Raw genomic sequence first — 17,764 nt, 5'->3', positions numbered from 1 at the left:
GCCCGCGCACTGCGCGGGACCTTCTTGTTCCAGGGCCCGGACGGGCCGACTTTCTGGCAATCAGGCCTTGCGGCGCTTGCGCGCGGCCAGACCCATGCCGACAAGCGCGGCGCCAAGCAGGCCGCCGGCGGCAGGCAGCGGAACGGCCGAGGGCGGCGGCGCCTGACGCACCGAGAAATTCGCCACGAGCAGGGCCGAGTTCGCGGCTTCTTCCTGGGTCCAGAACTCGGTGAAGATCTGGCCGTTATACAGGAAGCCCGACAGGTTCAGCGTGTAGATCATGTCGCCGTAGGTGAATTCTTCCGACAGGCCCGGATTCGCCGACGCGGTCACGCGGTCGGCGCAGCCATCGATATTCACGCCCTGATGGTTCGCACCGCCATTGGCACAGGTCGACTCGTTGTTGTTCGTCTCCCAATGCGAGAAGTCGAAGACGGTCTTGATGATCTGGCTGGGGTTGCTGTCGAACGCCATTGCGAAGGACAAGGTCAGCTTGGCACCGGTGATCGAGCCGCCCGACGCGATCGGGTTGTTGTTATGGGTGAAGACACCCAGAATGAAATTCGTGTCGATGGCGATGGCGTTGTTCGACTGGCCCTCGAAGTCGTAACCGCTCTTGGGGTCGTTCGCGCTGTAGAAGGGCGTGCCCCAGCTGATCGAATTCGTCCCCTGCCCCGTCAGGTCGACAGGAGTGCCGGTCACATCGCTCCAGGTCCCGGTGACATTGGTCAGCGACAGCGTGGCTGCGAAAGCCGAGGCCCCGGCGAACGTGGCAGCCGCGCTGAAGGCCGCCGTGAAAATACCCAAGTGCTTCATCTGTTACCCTTCTACGTTGGCACCCCCGGCCGCACTGACGCGGGCGATCGGGTGAACTAAGTCAACCACTGACAAGATTTTCCCTTACGATGTTTCAAGCGTATAAGAAAGGCGTTTCGCCTTTGAAATGACGTATTTAGCGAAAGAATATTCGCGATATCCGCCTCAATTTTGCCATATTGTGGCCAGCGGCTGCGCCGGAGGTCACATTTTCTCGCGAGAGGAGAGTGCGGGGCAGGGCGGGGATCAGCGGTTCTGCCGCAAGCGGGGCCGCCCGACGGCAATGCTACGCTTGGCGGGTTTCGGGACCGGGGCTGGGGCGCGGCAAGATCGCCGCGCCCCGGCCCCGAGACCCCGGCTCAGCCCGGGCCGAACTGCTTTTCCACCGCGCGGCGATGCAGCGTGTAGGACGCGTCAGACCGCGAGATCAGCGTGTAGAACATCGGCACCACGAACAGCGTGAAGAAGGTGCCGATCACCAGGCCGGTGAAGATCACCAGACCCATGGCCTGCCGCGCCGCCGCCCCCGCGCCTTCGGCGATGATCAGGGGCACCACGGCCAGCGCCATGGCGGCTGTGGTCATCAGGATCGGCCGCAGGCGGGTCTTTGCCGCCGCCACGATGGCCGCGCGCCGGTTCAGCCCGTGCTCCTCGCGCTGCTGGTTGGCGAATTCCACCATCAGGATGCCGTGCTTGGTGATCAGGCCGATCAGCGTGATCAATCCGACCTGGGTGTAGATGTTCAGGGTCGAGACACCGAAATACAACGGCAGCAGCGCGCCGAAGATCGACAGCGGCACCGACATCATGATGATGAACGGGTCGCGGAAGCTTTCGAACTGTGCCGCCAACACCAGGTAGATCACGATCAGCGCCGCGCCGAAGGCCAGAAGGATCGTGTTGCCCTCGGTCTTCTCCAGCCGCGACTGGCCGGTATAGTCGATGAAGAACCCGTCGGGCAGCGTCTCGGCCGCGATCCGCTCCAGCTCGGCCAGCGCCACGCCGGTCGACAGACCGATCATCGGCATGGCCGAAAGCGTGGCCGAATTGAGCTGGTTGAACTGCTCGATCGCCGCCGCGCTCACGCCCGGATTCAGCGTCACCACCGAGGAGAGGGGCACCATCTGCCCCGAGGAAGAGCGGACGAAGAACTGCCCTAGCTTCTCGGGATTGTCGCGCCACTCTTTCGGCACCTGGGTGATGACGTCATAGCTGTTGGAATCGCGGTCGAACTGCGCCACGGCCCCGCCGCCGACCAGAAGGCCCAGCGTATTGCCAATCTCCGAGACCGAGACGCCAAGCTGCGCCGCGCGGTCGCGGTCGATGGTGATGCGCATCTGCGGCGCGTCGAAGGCCAGGCTGTTCTGCACCACGATGAACTTGCCCGACTGCATGGCCTTGGCGGTAAGCTCGTCGGCCACCTCGGCCACGCGCTCGGGCCCATGGATCGACTGGAGGACCATCGAAATCGGCAGGCCACCCCCGGCCCCCGGCAGGCTGGGCGGGGCGAAGACATAGCCCTGAAGGCCCGGCGAAGCATCCAGAATGCCCTGGATCTCGGTCTGGATCTCGGCCTGGCTGCGGGTGCGCTCGGACCAGTCCTTCAAGGGCCAGATGTAGAAGCCGGTATTCGCGGCGCCGCCCATGCCCGCGACCGAGAACGAGGTCTGCATCTCGGGAATATCGGCGGTGCGCTTGCCGATTTCGCGGGTGAAGGCATCGGTATAGTCAAGCGTGGCATAGCGCGGCCCATTCAGGATCGCGAACAGGGCGCCCTGATCCTCTTCCGGCGCCAGTTCGGACGAGGTGTTCAGGAACATGAACCCCGTGCCGCCCAGAAGCGCGACCACCATCAACAGCGTCACGGGGCGGTAATCCAGCGACGAAGACACCCGCCGCTCATACCAGTTCGACAGCCCGTTCAGCGTGCGGTCGACGATGCGCTGGAAACGGCCCGGCGCGTCATGGCTCAGCAGCCGCGACGACATGGCCGGGGTGATGGTCAGCGCCACAAGGCCCGAGATCACCACCGATCCGGCCAGCGTCAGCGCGAATTCGGTGAAGAGCGACCCGGTCAGGCCGCCGGTAAAGGCCAAGGGTGCCAGAACGGCGGCCAGCGTGATGGTCATCGCGATGACCGGGCCGGTGATCTCCTTCATCCCCGTGATCGCGGCGCGGGCCGGCGACTGGCCCTCATCGATATGGCGGTGGATGTTCTCGACCACGACGATGGCGTCATCGACCACCAGCCCGATGGCCAGAACCATGGCCAGAAGCGTCAGAAGATTGATCGAATAGCCCAGCATCAGCATCACCGCGCAGACGCCGATCAGCGACAGCGGAATGGTGACGATGGGCATCAGAACCGACCGGAACGAGCCAAGGAACAGCAGGATCACCACGACGACGATAGCCACGGCCTCGGCAATGGTCTTGAACACTTCGTCGATCGAGGCCGAGATCGTCTCGGTGGAATCGTAGACCATGGTCACGGACATGCCCGCGGGCAGCGTCTCGCGCAGCGAGGGCAGCGCAGCCAGCACGTTCGCGGCAACATCAAGCTGGTTCTCGCCCGGCGCGGGCACGATGCCGATGAACGTGCCCGGCTGGCCGCCGAAGGTCACGATCGCATCGGTCGATCCCGAGGCCAGTTCGATCTTCGCCACATCGCGCAGCCGCACCGTGCCATTCGCGCCCTGCACCAGCGGCAGCGCGCCAAAGGCTTCGGCCGATTGCACCGTGGATTCCAGCGTCAGCGAATAGGCGAAATACTCGTTCTCGGTCTTGCCGGGCGCCGACAGGAAGTTCGACGCCCGGATCGCGCCCAGCACTTCCGAGGCGGTGACCCCGCGCGCCGCCAGTTGCAGCGGGTCCAGCCAGATCCGCATCGCATATTCGGCCCCGCCCAGAATCTCCATCTGCGCCACGCCGTCGATATTCGTCACCCGCGGTTTCACCACGCGTTCCAGATATTCGGTCAGCTGCTCCGAGGTCATGTTGGGGTTCTGCACCGCCAGATACATCAGCGCGAAGGTCTGGCCGGTGCCCTTCTGGATCACCGGGTCTTCCGCGTCCGGGGGCAATTGCCCGCGCACCTGCTGCACTTTCGACATCACCTCGGTCAGCGCGATATCGGGGTCGGCGCCCAGCTTCATCTGTACCGTCACGACACTTGCCGAGGGGCGCGAGGCGGTTGTGACATAGTCGATATGCTCGGTCGTCGACACGGCCGAGGCGAGGGGCGAGGTGATGAAGCCCTGGATCAGATCCGGCGCCGCGCCGGGATAGACGGTGGTGACGGTGATCACCGTCTCCTCGACTTCCGGGTATTGCCGCACCGGCAGGTTCACCACCGAGGCGAGGCCCAGGAACAGGATCAGCGCGGCCAGCACGGTCGACAGGACCGGGCGGCGGATGAAGATTTCAGAAAATCCCATGAGGCGCGTCCCTTATTCTTCCGCCGGCGCGTCAAGCGCGACGGAATTGTCGATCTTCACCTTGCCGCCCGAGGCCAGCCGGTTCTGCCCCGAAGTGACGATCTGGTCGCCCCCGGCCAGGCCCTTGGTCACCTCGATCATCCCGCCCGAGCGGCGGCCAAGCGTGACGAAGACCTGTTCGACCTTCAGCTCATCCGCCTTCTCGCCCGGCCGGATCACATAGACGCTGTCGCCGTAAAGAGAGGAGGTGACGGCGGTCTGCGGCACGGCGATCACGCCTTCCTCCTTGGGCAGGGCGATACGCACGCGCAGGAACTGTCCCGGGAACAATTCGCCCGAAGGGTTCTCCACTTCAGCACGGACCGAGATCAGGCGCGAATTGGCATCGACGCGCGGCTCGATGCCGATGATCTTGCCCGTCGCGCTGAAGCCGCCCACTTCCGAGGTCACGGTGACCGTGCCGCCCATGGTCAGCGCCGCGATCTGCTGTTCGGGAACGCTGAAATCCACCCGCATATGCGACAGGTCCTGCAACGTGGCAAAGACCGTGCCGGGGGTGACATATTGCCCGACCTCGATCTGCGGAATGCCCACTGTTCCCGCGAAGGGCGCGGTCAGTTTCTTGTTGTCGACCATGGTCTTGGCCGAAGCGACCTGGGCCCGTGCCGCTTCAAGCTGCGCCTCGGCCGCTTCCAGCGTATTGGCCGCGCCGACGCCGCGATCGGTCAGGGTGCGCGCCCGGTTGGTCTCGGCCTGCGCAACGCTCATCCCCGCCTCGGCGGCGGCCAGTGCGGCCACTTCGCTGTCATCGTCGATCTGCACCAGCGGCTGGCCCAGCTCGACCATGTCATTCGCCTTGAACAGGATCTCGCGCACGGTCCCGCTCGAGGCGATGGACAGGTCCACCCCGCTTGTCGCCAGCGCGGTGCCGATGGCGTCGATCCCCGGCTCCCAGGTCACCGGCTCCAGCGTCTGGGCGGTCACCGGCACCGCAGGCGGTTCCATGCTGCCCAGGTACTGCGCGATCATGTCGTCGCGGAAGAACTTGAACCAGACGATGCCGCCGACGATCAGCCCCAGAAGGACAATGGCAATCAGAAGACGTTTGAACATCGGGGTTACTCCGGCAGCAGGGGGCAAGAAAGCGGCGGCCCGCGCAGGCGCGAAGGCGGCTGGCTCCTTGCCTGCGTGAGAGTGACGCGCCAGTCAACTGGCAAAGCCGCAGATATACCCGGATCCGCCCATGAATTTCCGCACATTGAATAAGGGAAATCTCTTCTAAGCCTGCCTTGCGTGCGGCAAACCTCTCCGCCTCCAAGCATCTCTTTACAAATTCTATTGTTTGAATATATAACCGCCACAACCGGGCTCACCCGCGCTTTCCATTACCGAACGGGGCCGTCATGCGCGCCACTACCGCCTTCCTTTGCCTTCTTCTCGCTGCCGCCGCCCCCCTTGCGTCGCAGGCGGAGACCCTTCGCCTGTCCCTCCAGCCCGTCACCGACTGGAAGGCCGTCTTCGGCCGGGTCGAGGCGCGCGACCGTCTTCCCGCACGGGCCCGTCTGGGCGGCACCCTGGTCGAGCTGACCGTCAGCGAGGGCGATATCGTCACGGCGGGGCAGGTGCTGGGCCAGATCGAGGACCAGAAACTGACCTTCCAGCTTTCCGCCCTGCGCGCCCAGACCGAGGCGCTTCAGGCCCAGCTTGCCAATGCCGAAACCGAATTGAAACGCGGCGAGGAACTGCTCGCGCGCGGCGTGACCACCGCCCAGCATCTCGATGCCCTACGCACCCAGGTCGATGTCCTGAAGGGCCAGATCGCCGCGCTGGACGCCCAGGCCCAGGTCATCACCCAGCAAGAGGCCGAAGGCGCCGTCCTTGCCCCGGCGGCCGGCCGCGTCCTTGATGTGCCCGTGGCGCAGGGCGCCGTGATCCAGCCTGGCGAGGAAGTGGCGCTTCTGGGCGGTGGCGGCATCTTCCTGCGCCTTTCGATTCCCGAACGCCATGCCGATGCCCTGCACGAAGGCGATGCCATCCGCATCGAGACCACCGCAGGCACGGCCGAGGGGCGGCTGGAAAAAGTCTATCCGCTGATCGAGAATGGCCGCGTCCTCGCCGATGTCGCGGTTCACGGCCTGCCCGACCGCTTCTTCGACGCCCGCGTGCTGGTGCGTCTTCCCCTGGCCCGGCGCGAGACGCTGCTGGTCCCCGAAACCGCCCTTGTCGCCCGCGCGGGCCTTGATTTCGTCGCCGTGCAAGACGGCGAGACCACCACATTCCGCGCCGTTGTCCCCGGCGAACGCCATGAAGACAAGGGCGCGATCCAGGTCGAAATCCTGTCCGGCCTGCAGCCCGGCGACCTGATTGTCACCGATCCCGCCAGCCTTCCCGTGGCCGTGGTCGGCCATGACTGACGCACCCCGCAAGGCCCCGCTTGGCATCGCCGGTCGCCTGACCCGGGGCTTCATCTCCTCGGCCCTGACGCCGCTCTTCATCCTCGCGGCCCTGGCGGCGGGTCTCGTCGCGCTGGTCAGCCTCCCGCGCGAGGAGGAACCCCAGATCTCGGTTCCCTTGGTCGACATCCAGGTCCAGGCCCAGGGCCTGCGCGCCGAAGATGCGGTCAAGCTGGTCACCGAGCCGCTCGAGGGCATCGTCAAGGGTCTGAACGGCGTCGATCACGTCTACAGCCAGACCCAGGACGACGCGGTCATGGTCACCGCCCGTTTCAAGGTCGGCACCCGCGCCGAAGACGCCATCCTGCGCGTGCATGAAAAGCTGCGCGCCAATATCGACCACCTGCCGGTCGGCATCCCCGAACCCCTGGTCATCGGGCGCGGCATCGACGACGTGGCGATCCTGGCGCTGACCCTTTCCGCCGCGCCCGGGCAAGAGGTCTCCGCTGGCGACCTGACCCGCATCGCGCGCGCGGTGCAGACCGATCTGGCCAAGACCGACGAGGTCGGCCTGACCTATCTGGTGGGCGAGGCGCCAGATGCGATCCGCATCGCGCCCGACCCCGACCGGCTGGCCCTCTATGGCGTCACGCTACAACAGCTGGCCGCCAAGGTGGCGCAGGCCAACCGCACGCTCTCGACCGGCAAGCTGCGCGATGGCAGGCAGGTGGTCGACCTTGTGGCCGGCCAGACCCTTCAGGCCCCGGCCGAAGTGGCGGGGCTGCTGATCACCACCCGCGACAACCGCCCGGTCTATGTCTCGGACGTGGCGCAGGTCTCTTATGTCCCCGACACATCCGACCATATCGTCGCGCAGCTCACGCGCGGCGCCGATGGCGCCGTCCAGCGCAGCCCGGCCGTCACCCTCGCCATCGCCAAGCGGGCAGGGGCCAATGCCGTCACCGTGGCCGAAGATCTGTTGCACCGCGTCGAGGCGCTGAAGGGCAGCATCATCCCCGACAGCGTGACCGTCACCGTCACCCGCGACTATGGCGAGACGGCGAACGAAAAGGCGAATGAACTCCTGTTCCACCTTGGCCTTGCCACCGTCTCGATCATTCTTCTGGTCTGGCTGGCCATCGGCTGGCGCGAGGCGCTGGTCGTCGCCATCGTCATCCCGGTCACCATCCTTCTCACCCTCTTCGCGGCCTGGGCCATGGGCTATACGCTGAACCGTGTCAGCCTGTTCGCCCTGATCTTCTCCATCGGCATCCTGGTCGATGACGCCATCGTGGTGATCGAGAACATCGCCCGCCACTGGGCCATGGCCGATGGCCGCAGCCGGTCGGCGGCGGCGGTGGACGCGGTGGCCGAGGTCGGCAATCCCACCATCGTCGCCACGCTGACCGTGGTGGCCGCGCTTCTGCCCATGCTGTTCGTGTCGGGCCTGATGGGTCCCTACATGTCGCCCATCCCGGCCAATGCCAGCGCCGCGATGATCTTTTCCTTCTTCGTCGCCGTGATTGTCACCCCCTGGCTGATGATCAAGATCGCCGGCCGCGCGAAACTGGCGGATCACGCCGATCACGGCCCCATGCCTGGGGGCGTGCTGGGCCGCGCCTATGCCGCGGTCGCCCGTCCGATCCTTGCTTCCCGGACGCGCGCCCTGACCTTCCTTCTGGCCACCGTCGTCCTGTCCTTCGGCTCGCTCGCGGCGCTTTATACCAAGGACGTGACAGTCAAGCTTCTGCCCTTCGACAACAAATCCGAACTCTCGGTGATGATCGACCTCCCCGAAGGCGCCACGGTCGAGGCGACCGACCGCGTCGCGCAGGATGTGGGCGCCGTGGCACTGGCCTTGCCCGAGGTACTCTCGGTCCGCACCCATGCGGGCACCGCCGCGCCCTTCAACTTCAACGGCCTCGTCCGCCACTATTTCCTGCGCAATCAGCCGCAACTGGGCGAGGTGGAAATCCTGCTATCGCCCAAGGGCGACCGCGCCCGCACCAGCCATGACATCGCGCTCGATCTGCGCCAGCGGCTTGCCGCCATCGCCACCCCGAAGGGCACCGTCCTGAAAACGGTCGAGCCGCCGCCCGGCCCGCCCGTGATCGCAACCCTGCTGGCCGAGGTCTATGGCCCCACGCCCGAGGCCCGCCGCGCGGCGGCGACCAAGATCCGGCAGGCCTTTGAAAGCGTGCCCTTCATCGTAGATGTCGATGACGGTTTCGGCACCCAGGCCCGACGGCTGCGGGCGACGATCCTGCCGGACGAGCTGGAATTCTTCGGCGTGCAGGAGCAGGATGTCTTCGATACGCTGGCCTTGCTCAACACCGGCACCACCGTCGGCTACAGCCATCGCGGCGCGGGCCGCCTGCCCATCCCCCTGCAACTGGAACTGCCGAAATCCCGCAAGCTGCTGGATGAAAGCTTCCTCACCACGCCCATCCCCGCCAATACCCTGCCCGGCGCGCGCGGCGTGGTCGAACTGGGAGACGTGATCACCGTCACCGAGGAACGCGCCAGCTACCCGGTCTTCCGCCACAACGGCCGCGCGGTCGAGATGGTGACGGGCGAGCTTGCAGGCGATTTCGAAGCGCCGCTTTACGGCATGCTCGCCGTGTCCGAGGCGCTTGACGGCATGGACTGGGCCCCCGGCGAAAAGCCGGTCGTCAGCCTGCATGGCCAGCCGCAGGATGAAAGCGCGGTCACGCTTCTGTGGGATGGTGAATGGGAAGTGACCTGGGTCACCTTCCGCGACATGGGCGCGGCCTTCGGCGTGGCGCTTCTGGGCATCTATATCCTTGTCGTCGCGCAATTCGGCAGCTTCCGCCTGCCGCTGGTGATCCTGACGCCGATCCCCTTGACCTTCCTGGGCATCATGGCCGGGCACTGGCTGTTCCACGCCCCCTTCAGCGCGACCTCGATGATCGGCTTCATCGCGCTTGCGGGCATCATCGTGCGCAACTCGATCCTGCTGGTCGATTTCATCCGCCACGCCACGCCCCCCGGTCAGCGCCCGGGCGTCGAGGTGTTGATCGAGGCCGGGGCGATCCGCTTCAAGCCCATCCTGCTGACCGCGCTTGCCGCCATGATCGGCGCGGTGGTCATCCTCGCCGACCCGATCTTCCAGGGCCTGGCGATTTCGCTGCTGTTCGGTCTGCTCACGTCCACCTTGCTGACCGTGCTCGTTATCCCGGCCATCTACCGCGTGTTCCGCACCGGGGCGGACGCCTATGCCTGATCGGAAGAGGAGACTGAAATGGCACATGTCGTCGTATTGGGCGCCGGACTTGGCGGCGCCATCATGGCCTATGAGCTGAAAGACCAGCTCAGGCCCGAAGACCGGGTGACGGTCGTCACCAAAGACCCGAAATATCACTTTGTCCCCTCCAACCCCTGGATCGCCGTCGGCTGGCGCGGGCGCGAGGACATCACCGTCGATCTGGCGCCGACCATGGCGAAGAAGGGCATCGACTTCCTGCCCGTCGCGGCCGAGCGTCTGCATCCCGCCGAAAACCGCATCTCGCTGGTCGATGGCCGCTCTGTCAGCTACGATTATCTTGTCATCGCCACCGGCCCCGACCTAGCCTTCGACGAAATTCCCGGCCTTGGCCCTCAGGGGCACACCCAGTCGATCTGCCATATCGACCATGCCGAGGCGGCGCGCGCGGTCTTCGAGAAACTGGTCGCCAATCCCGGCCCGGTGGTGATCGGCGCCGCGCAGGGCGCAAGCTGCTTTGGCCCGGCCTATGAATTTCTCTTCATCCTGGAAACCGCCCTGCGCCGCGCCAAGGTGCGCGACCGGGTGCCGATGACCTTCGTCACCCCCGAACCCTATATCGGCCATCTCGGGCTGGACGGGGTGGGCGATACCAAGGGTCTTCTGGAATCCCAGATGCGCGAGAAGCACATCAAATGGATGACGAACACCCGGATCAAGCGGGTCGAGGACGGCATGATGTCGGTCGAGGAATTGGCCGAGGATGGCCAGGTCAAGGCCGCACGTGACCTTCCCTTCGCCTTCTCGATGATGCTGCCCGCCTTCCGTGGCATCGCGCCGGTCTCGGGGATCGAGGGGCTCAGCAACCCGCGCGGTTTCACCATCGTCGACAAGCACCAGCAGAACCCGGCCTACCGCAACATCTTTGCCGTCGGCGTCTGCGTCGCCATCCCGCCCATGGGGCCGACGCCCGTGCCCTGCGGGGTGCCAAAGACCGGCTTCATGATCGAATCCATGGTCACCGCCACGGCGCATAACATCGGCAATCTCGTCCGCGGCAAGGCGCCGGACCAGGTTGGCACCTGGAATGCCGTCTGCCTAGCCGATTTCGGCGATGGGGGCATCGCCTTTGTCGCGCAGCCGCAGATCCCGCCACGCAATGTTAATTGGTCGTCCAGCGGCAAATGGGTGCATCTCGCCAAGGCGGGGTTCGAGAAGTATTTTCTCCGCAAGTTGCGCAAAGGCAGCTCAGAGCCGTTCTACGAAGGCCTCGCGCTCAAGGTGCTGGGCATCGACAAACTCAAGCAAACCTCGAAAGGATAGGCGTTCAGATGTCTCTCGACCGTGCCGTGATGGCCTTTGCCGGGGCGATGGTGCTGCTCAGCGTCCTGCTGACGGCCTTCGTCTCGCCGCTTTTCATCTGGTTCACCGTCTTCATCGGCGTGAACCTGATCCAATCCGCCTTCACCGGCTTCTGCCCGGCGGCGACCGTCTTCAAGAAGCTGGGCTTCAAGACCGGTTGCGCCTTCAGCTAGAGCGGAGGCGGCCCACCGCCGCCCTCACTCCACCCCGCCGCACAGGTTCCAGCCCTTTGCCACCTCCTTCAGATGGCTGACAAAGGCCTGAACCTTGCGCGTGCGGTGCAGATCGACATGGGTGACGATCCACAGCGGAGACTCCCATTCCGTCCGCGGCGCCATCACCTCGATCAGCCCGCCCGCCTCGGCGGCACGATGCGCCGACAGGAAGCCCAGCCCCACCCCTTCGCGCAGGGCCTGCTCCAGGGCCTGCGGCTCGGTGGTGCGGAAGGTGCAGCGGTCATTGCCCACCCGCTCGCGCAGCCAGCGGTAAAAGGGGGCCCGGCTCGCCTCATTGTCGGGCAGGATATAGCGGTGCTGCGGCAGCTCCGCCTCGGTCTGCGGCAGGCCATGCGCATCGGCATAGCCCTGCGAGGCGTAAAGCCCGGTCCTAATCCGCACCAGCGGCTGCACCACATTGTCCGGCTCTTCCGGGGCGCTGCCCGCCCGGATCGCCACATGCGCCTCGCCGTAATCCAGCCGGAAGACCCGCATGTCGGTCAGGAACCGCACGACGACGTCCGGGTAGCGCGCCTGGAAACTCGCCAGCACCGGCACCAGAAGCGACGAGAGGCCGGAAATCGAGGTGATGACCAGCTCGCCCCCCACCGTCTCGCCCTGGCCCTTGATCCGGTTGCCCAGCTGCACGAATTGCTCATCCGTGGTCTGTGCCACCGTCAGCAGGTCGCGCCCCGATTCCGTCGGCGTATAGCCCCGCGCATGGCGCTGAAAGAGCCGCGTTCCCAGCCGCTTCTCCAGCGCATCGATATGACGGATCACGGTCGCATGGTGCACCCCCAGCACGTCCGCCGCGCCAGACACGGTGCCCAGCCGCGCCACTTGATAGGCGGTGCGGATCTCGTCCCAGTTCTCCATATCGCAGGTCTCCTGTGCGGGGTCGCACAGAACATGCCCGCTCGCGCGGCGGATGCAAGGGCGGGATTGCCGGGAATCACCGCAAGGCGCAGTCTTTGGCCGCAAGAAGCTGTGGGGGCGGCAATGAAAGTGCTTCTGGACAGGCCGGACCGCCTGGTGCTGCGCGATCTGCATCTCGGCCTTGGACTTGCGCTTGCCGCCGTGGTCGCGCTGCCCGCGCTGATGGCCTGGGGCTATTTCAGGAATGGCATAATGTCGGGCGGGATCGTCCTGTCCGTCCTCTCGCTGATCCTGCTGATCGGCTGCTTCGGCAGCTTCGTGCGCCCGATCCTGATCACCTTCGACCGGCCCGGCAATGTGATCGAGGTGGTCGAGCGCAGCCTTTTCGGCCGCAAGCGCCAGGCCCATGTCCTGCGCCAGTTTCGCGGCGCCTCGGTCGAGGCCAAGGTGATCAGGCGCAAACCGGGCGAGATGAAGGACCGCCGCCACCGCAAAGCGCCGCCCGAGCCGCGCGCCTATCGCGCCGTTCTGGTGCATCAGAACGGTCATCACCTGCCCCTGACCCAGATTTACGGCAGCGAGAAAGCCGCCGGAACCGCCGCCGCCGCGATCAACCGCTGGATCGGGTCTGATCTGATGGTCCAGGCGGGTTAGGGCAGGGGGCGGCGATGCAGGTGATCGAGAAGACCTCCACCCGCCTGGTCCTGCGCGCCCGTCCGGGCCTGCTGCTTCTGCTGATCGGCGGCCCCTGCCTTGTCCTTGCGCTGATCGCCTTTGCCAAGCTGGCGCAGGGCGCGACCGAAGAGGCGGGCCGGGCTACCCTTGTTGCCGCGCTCATGGCCTTGGCATTCGCCGTTTTCGTCCGCTGGGAAGAGGCGATTTTCGACCGCGCCACTGGCGATGTCCTGATCACCAGCCGTGGCCTTCTGGGCCGTCGCGGCACCCGCCATCCGCTTGATTCGATCCGCAGCGCGCGGATGGAGAACGACCCCGATGGCGACCGCAGCAAATCCGGCAAACCCCTTGCCCGGCCCGTTCTGGTCACTGCCGAGGGCCGCGTCCTGCCCCTGCGCCGGGCCTATACGGTTGATCCGGCCGACGATGCGGCGGTCAAGGTGATCCGCGCCTGGCTTGCGCCGCAGGGCCGCAAAAGAGGTAAGGCATGAAGGTGATCGAGGAAACGCCCGACCGTTTGGTTCTTGAACAAAGCCCCTGGCCCACAGGCTGGTTCGTGGGCTTCGGGGCGCTGGCTTGCTTCCTTCTCGCCGCCACTTTCCTGGGCGGCGCGGCGGCAGGTTTGGCCGTCATGGCCGGGGCGTTCCTGACCTATATCGGCCTTTTCGAGATCGGCTGGACGCGCCTCACTCTCGACCGGCCCGAATTGCAGGTCACGCTCGAGACCCGCAGCCTCCTGAAAGGCCGGCGCGAATACCGCGCGCTGGGCCTTGTCTCCCGTGCCGATGTGCTTGTCCGCAAAAGCCAGGATCGCTCGTCAACGCTGGATGACGACCGCCCCTTTCCCAGCCGCCGCACGGTCATCTTCTCGCACTGCGCCGCCCTGCGCCTGACCGATGACAGCACGCTTGTCTTCGCCCGTCCCGGCAGCGCAGCGGCAGCGGGCGCACTGGCCCGTCGCGTCAACGCCTGGCTCGACGCGGCGCGCTGACCCCTTGCAGGCCCCCAAACCCCTGCAGGCTTGACTCCGGCCCCCGCCCGGCGTATCCGCCCGGCAATTCCCCGGAGGCCCCATGCTTCCGGTCCCTTGGGCATTGGCCCGGGATCGCCATCCGTCAGCGCGTCTGCGCCCACGGGTGCCGCCCGGCATTGCGACAAGGCTTCGCTGCCCCATATGGGGCAAAACGCTTGGATGAGGTGAGAAGATGTTCGAAAGCCTGTCAGAACGCCTGGGCGGCGTCTTCGACCGCCTGACCAAGCAGGGCGCGCTGAGCGAGGCCGATGTCGTCACCGCGCTGCGCGAGGTCCGCACCGCCCTGCTCGAAGCGGATGTCAGCCTTCCTGTCGCCCGCGATTTCATCCGCCGCGTCACCGAAAAGGCCACCGGCTCGGCTGTCACCAAATCGATCACCCCCGGCCAGATGGTCGTCAAGATCGTCCATGACGAGCTGATCCGCGTGCTGGCGGGCGAAGGCCCCGCCGATGCCTTGAAGATCGACAACCCGCCCGCCACCATCCTGATGGTCGGCCTTCAGGGCTCGGGCAAGACCACCACCACCGCGAAACTCGCCAAGCGCCTCAAGGACCGCCAGAACAAGAAGGTCCTCCTCGCCTCGCTCGACACCAACCGCCCGGCGGCGATGGAGCAATTGGCCATCCTGGGCACCCAGATCGGTGTTGACAGCCTGCCCATCGTCAAGGGCGAGAGCGCGGTCCAGATCGCGAAACGCGCCAAGACCCAGGCCAGCCTGGGCGGCTATGACGTCCTCTTCCTCGACACGGCCGGCCGCCTGCATATCGACCAGGTGCTGATGGACGAGGTGCAATCCGTCCGCGACATCGCCCAGCCGCGCGAAACCCTGCTGGTCGTCGACGGGCTGACCGGTCAGGACGCGGTCAACGTCGCCACCGAATTCGACGGCAAGGTCGGCATTTCCGGCGTCGTCCTGACCCGGATGGATGGCGATGGCCGCGGCGGCGCCGCGCTGTCGATGCGCGCCGTCACCGGCAAGCCGATCCGCTTCGTCGGCCTGGGCGAAAAGATGGACGCGATCGAAACCTTCGACGCCGAACGCGTCGCGGGCCGCATCCTGGGCATGGGCGATATCGTCGCCCTGGTCGAGAAGGCGCAGGAAACCTTCGAGGCCGAACAGGCCGAGCGCATGGCCAAGCGCTTCCAGAAAGGCCTCTTCAACATGAACGACCTGCGCATGCAGCTTGAGCAGATGCTCAAGATGGGCGGGATGCAGGGCCTCATGGGCATGATGCCCGGCATGTCGGGCATGGCCAAGAAGGCCGAGGAAGCGGGCCTGAACGACAAGATGCTCAAGCGCCAGATCGCGCTGATCCAGTCGATGACCAAGAAGGAACGCGCCAATCCCGATCTTCTCGCCGCCAGCCGGAAAAAGCGCATCGCCGCCGGGGCGGGCCTTGATGTGGCCGATCTCAACCGCCTGCTGAAACAGCACAAGCAGATGGCGGACATGATGAAGAAGATGGGCAAGGGCGGCATGATGAAGCAGCTCGCCCGGCAGTTCATGGGCAAGGGCGGCATGCCCGATCCCTCCAAGATGTCGCCCGACCAGATGGCCGAACTGGCCAAGGGCATCGGCGAGGGCATGGGCGGCGCCTCTGGCCTGCCGCGCGGCATGGGCCTGCCGGGCATGGGCGGTGGTCTGCCCGGCCTGCCCAGCGGCCTGTCGGGGCTGATGAAGAAGAAATGATGCTGCCCGTCGCCCGCCAGATCAGCGATGCCATCCCGGTGCTGCGCAGCGGCGGGCTGATCCTGCGTGCGCCGCGCCTGTCGGATTTCGACGCCTGGGTCGGGTTCTATGCCAGTCCCCGCTCCGCTTTTGAAGGCGGCCGGAAAAGCCGCGCCGAGGCCTGGTCGCATTGGGCCGCCGATGTCGCACTCTGGACGCTCAAGGGCTATGGCCCCTTCGGCGTCGAGGATGCCGCGACCGGACGGCATCTCGGCGAGGTTGGCATCTATCACGGCGAAACCTATCCCGGCCCGGAACTGGGCTGGTTCGTCACGCCCGAGGCCGAGGGCAAGGGCGTGGCCTTTGCCGCCGCCCAGGCGGTGTTGGCCTGGGTGCGGGCAAGCTTCGACTGGCCGCATATCACTTCGATCATCGAGCCTGAAAATGCCCGTTCCATTGCCCTGGGCCTGCGCCTGGGCGGCGTGATCGACCCGACCCTGCCGGGCATCGACCCGACGGATGTGGTCATCCGCCATGATCTGCGACGGGCCAGCGCATGACCGTGCGGATCGAAGGCATCCCGGTGATCGAGACCGCGCGCCTGCGCCTGCGCGGCCCGCGCGCCGCTGATTTTCCCGCTGTGCGCGATTTTCTTGCGTCCGAGCGGGCGGCGGGCGTCGGCGGTCCCTATTCCACCCATGTTGCTTGGCGGGCCTTTGGCCATCTGACCGGCCATTGGGTGCTGCGCGGCTATTCCATGTTCATACTGGCCGATCGCGCCAGTGACCGTCCGCTGGGCATGTCCGGCCCCTGGTTCCCCGAAACCTGGCCCGAGCCGGAAATCGGCTGGACGCTGTGGGACCCGGCGGCGGAAGGCACCGGACTTGCCTTCGAAGGCGCCCAGGCGGCGCGGGCCTGGGCTTATGAGACTCTGGGCTGGACCACGGCGATCAGCCTGATCTCCGAGGACAACCCCCGCTCGCAGGCGCTGGCCCGCCGCATGGGCTGCACCCCGGAAGCGGGCTTCCACCGCTTCGACGGCGGCGAGACGGCGCGGATTTGGCGCCATCCCGGCCCGAACAGCCTTGCCAGGGGGGCGCAATGACCGGCGCCCCGCATGAACGCCCGATCCCCGGCGCCGCCGCCGCCTTCGCCACCGCGCTTTCGGCGCAGCTGCCGGTGATCGAGACCCTGCGTCTGCGGCTGCGCGCGCCGGACCTGGCGGATTTCGACGCTTGGGCTGAAATCTTCTGCGGCCCCGAAAGCGCCTATCTCGGCGGCCCCTTCACCCGCGATGAGGCCTTCACCGATTATGCCGCCGCGACAGGGATCTGGCTGCTGCGCGGCCATGGCCCTTTCACCGTCACGACCCGGCAGGGCGGCGAAGTGCTCGGCTTCGTGCTGATCGGCTTCGAGCCGGGCGATCAGGAACCGGAGCTTGGCTATCTGTTCCGCGCCATTGCGCGCGGCCAGGGTTACGCGACCGAGGCCGCCGCCGCCCTGCGGGACCATGCCTTCGGCGCCTTGGGGATGACCCGGCTTGTCAGCTATGTCGCGCCCGAGAATGCGGCCTCCGCCCGGTTGGCGCAGCGCCTTGGGGCGCGGCTGTCGGGCATGTTCGACGGCTCTCAGGTCTGGTTGCACGAACTGCCCGACCGGCGCGCGCAGCGGAAGACGTTCGGAAGACAATCGGAAGACGTTGGCAAGACGTCGAAAAGGGGGGGCTGATGGACGCCGAAACCAAAGCCGCGGCGCTGCTGAAAGAACACCGCCAGTCGATCGACCGGCTGGATGCGATCCTCGTCTACACGCTGGCCGAACGCTTCAAGCACACCCAGGCGGTGGGCGTGCTGAAGGCCGAACACGCCCTGCCGCCTTCGGATCCGGGGCGCGAGGCGCGCCAGATCGACCGGCTGCAAAGGCTTGCGGTCGAGGCCGATCTCGACCCCGAATTTGCCAAGAAATTCCTGAACTTCATCATCTCGGAAGTCATCAGGCATCACGAGAGTTACCAGAAATAGGGCGGGGGTATTCCCGTCCTCCCAAAGCCATCCAAAGGAGAAAC

At 66.2% G+C, this 17,764-nt stretch carries 16 protein-coding genes; 12 read left to right on the top strand and 4 right to left on the bottom strand.

Going from position 1 to position 17,764, the window contains the following annotated elements; genetic code table 11:
* Window positions 1-60 precede the first annotated feature (60 nt).
* The 3 genes from ACED67_RS11470 to ACED67_RS11460 form a co-directional block, all read right to left on the bottom strand.
* Complete coding sequence (locus tag ACED67_RS11470; protein WP_395541755.1) at window positions 61-816, bottom strand: THxN family PEP-CTERM protein; 756 nt, start codon at window positions 814-816, stop codon at window positions 61-63.
* 359 nt (window positions 817-1,175) lie between these two features.
* Window positions 1,176-4,253: an efflux RND transporter permease subunit gene (locus tag ACED67_RS11465; protein ID WP_395541753.1), complete on the bottom strand. Its 3,078-nt coding sequence runs from the start codon at window positions 4,251-4,253 to the stop codon at window positions 1,176-1,178.
* A gap of 12 nt (window positions 4,254-4,265) precedes the next feature.
* The gene (locus ACED67_RS11460) at window positions 4,266-5,366 is read right to left on the bottom strand and encodes an efflux RND transporter periplasmic adaptor subunit (RefSeq protein WP_395541752.1); all 1,101 of its coding nucleotides are present in this window, start codon (window positions 5,364-5,366) and stop codon (window positions 4,266-4,268) included.
* 290 nt (window positions 5,367-5,656) lie between these two features.
* On the opposite strand from ACED67_RS11460, the gene ACED67_RS11455 reads away from it, so the two are divergent.
* The 4 genes from ACED67_RS11455 to ACED67_RS11440 are packed head-to-tail and all read left to right on the top strand — an operon-like array spanning window position 5,657 to window position 11,404.
* Window positions 5,657-6,667: an efflux RND transporter periplasmic adaptor subunit gene (locus ACED67_RS11455; RefSeq protein ID WP_395541751.1), complete on the top strand. Its 1,011-nt coding sequence runs from the start codon at window positions 5,657-5,659 to the stop codon at window positions 6,665-6,667.
* Window positions 6,660-9,890, top strand: coding sequence for an efflux RND transporter permease subunit (locus tag ACED67_RS11450; protein WP_395541750.1), 3,231 nt, complete (start codon window positions 6,660-6,662; stop codon window positions 9,888-9,890). The genes ACED67_RS11455 and ACED67_RS11450 overlap by 8 nt, the downstream gene beginning before the upstream one ends.
* 18 nt (window positions 9,891-9,908) lie before the next feature.
* Window positions 9,909-11,192, top strand: a complete 1,284-nt coding sequence (locus ACED67_RS11445) for an NAD(P)/FAD-dependent oxidoreductase (protein WP_395541749.1) — start codon at window positions 9,909-9,911, stop codon at window positions 11,190-11,192.
* A gap of 8 nt (window positions 11,193-11,200) precedes the next feature.
* The gene (locus ACED67_RS11440; RefSeq protein WP_395541748.1) at window positions 11,201-11,404 is read left to right on the top strand and encodes a YgaP family membrane protein; all 204 of its coding nucleotides are present in this window, start codon (window positions 11,201-11,203) and stop codon (window positions 11,402-11,404) included.
* A gap of 24 nt (window positions 11,405-11,428) precedes the next feature.
* Here the strand turns inward: ACED67_RS11440 and ACED67_RS11435 are convergent, their stop codons facing one another.
* Window positions 11,429-12,322, bottom strand: a complete 894-nt coding sequence (locus ACED67_RS11435) for a LysR family transcriptional regulator (RefSeq protein ID WP_395541747.1) — start codon at window positions 12,320-12,322, stop codon at window positions 11,429-11,431.
* Between the two features lie 123 nt (window positions 12,323-12,445).
* Here ACED67_RS11435 and ACED67_RS11430 point away from each other — a divergent pair, with 123 nt between their 5' ends.
* The 8 genes from ACED67_RS11430 to ACED67_RS11395 all read left to right on the top strand — a co-directional run bounded on the left by ACED67_RS11430 (window position 12,446) and on the right by ACED67_RS11395 (window position 17,720).
* Window positions 12,446-12,976: a hypothetical protein gene (locus tag ACED67_RS11430; RefSeq protein WP_395541746.1), complete on the top strand. Its 531-nt coding sequence runs from the start codon at window positions 12,446-12,448 to the stop codon at window positions 12,974-12,976.
* 14 nt (window positions 12,977-12,990) lie between these two features.
* On the top strand, window positions 12,991-13,488 hold the full coding sequence (locus tag ACED67_RS11425) for a hypothetical protein (protein ID WP_395541745.1): 498 nt from the start codon (window positions 12,991-12,993) through the stop codon (window positions 13,486-13,488).
* On the top strand, window positions 13,485-13,988 hold the full coding sequence (locus ACED67_RS11420) for a hypothetical protein (RefSeq protein WP_395541744.1): 504 nt from the start codon (window positions 13,485-13,487) through the stop codon (window positions 13,986-13,988). Before ACED67_RS11425 ends, ACED67_RS11420 begins: the two co-directional genes overlap by 4 nt.
* A gap of 214 nt (window positions 13,989-14,202) precedes the next feature.
* The gene (gene ffh, locus ACED67_RS11415; protein WP_395541743.1) at window positions 14,203-15,720 is read left to right on the top strand and encodes a signal recognition particle protein; all 1,518 of its coding nucleotides are present in this window, start codon (window positions 14,203-14,205) and stop codon (window positions 15,718-15,720) included.
* Window positions 15,717-16,259, top strand: coding sequence for a GNAT family N-acetyltransferase (locus tag ACED67_RS11410; RefSeq protein ID WP_395541742.1), 543 nt, complete (start codon window positions 15,717-15,719; stop codon window positions 16,257-16,259). The genes ffh and ACED67_RS11410 overlap by 4 nt, the downstream gene beginning before the upstream one ends.
* Complete coding sequence (locus tag ACED67_RS11405; protein WP_395541741.1) at window positions 16,256-16,804, top strand: GNAT family N-acetyltransferase; 549 nt, start codon at window positions 16,256-16,258, stop codon at window positions 16,802-16,804. Before ACED67_RS11410 ends, ACED67_RS11405 begins: the two co-directional genes overlap by 4 nt.
* Window positions 16,801-17,427 (top strand): GNAT family N-acetyltransferase, encoded by a 627-nt coding sequence (locus tag ACED67_RS11400; RefSeq protein WP_395541740.1) that lies wholly within the window; start codon window positions 16,801-16,803, stop codon window positions 17,425-17,427. Before ACED67_RS11405 ends, ACED67_RS11400 begins: the two co-directional genes overlap by 4 nt.
* The gene (locus tag ACED67_RS11395; RefSeq protein ID WP_395541738.1) at window positions 17,427-17,720 is read left to right on the top strand and encodes a chorismate mutase; all 294 of its coding nucleotides are present in this window, start codon (window positions 17,427-17,429) and stop codon (window positions 17,718-17,720) included. The genes ACED67_RS11400 and ACED67_RS11395 overlap by 1 nt, the downstream gene beginning before the upstream one ends.
* The last annotated feature ends 44 nt before the right edge of the window (window positions 17,721-17,764 follow it).

This window comes from Neotabrizicola paludis (genome assembly GCF_044142105.1).
GTDB lineage: Bacteria > Pseudomonadota > Alphaproteobacteria > Rhodobacterales > Rhodobacteraceae > Pseudogemmobacter.
Note: the sequence above shows the minus strand (reverse complement) of the source record. Positions and strands in the feature narration are given on the sequence as shown.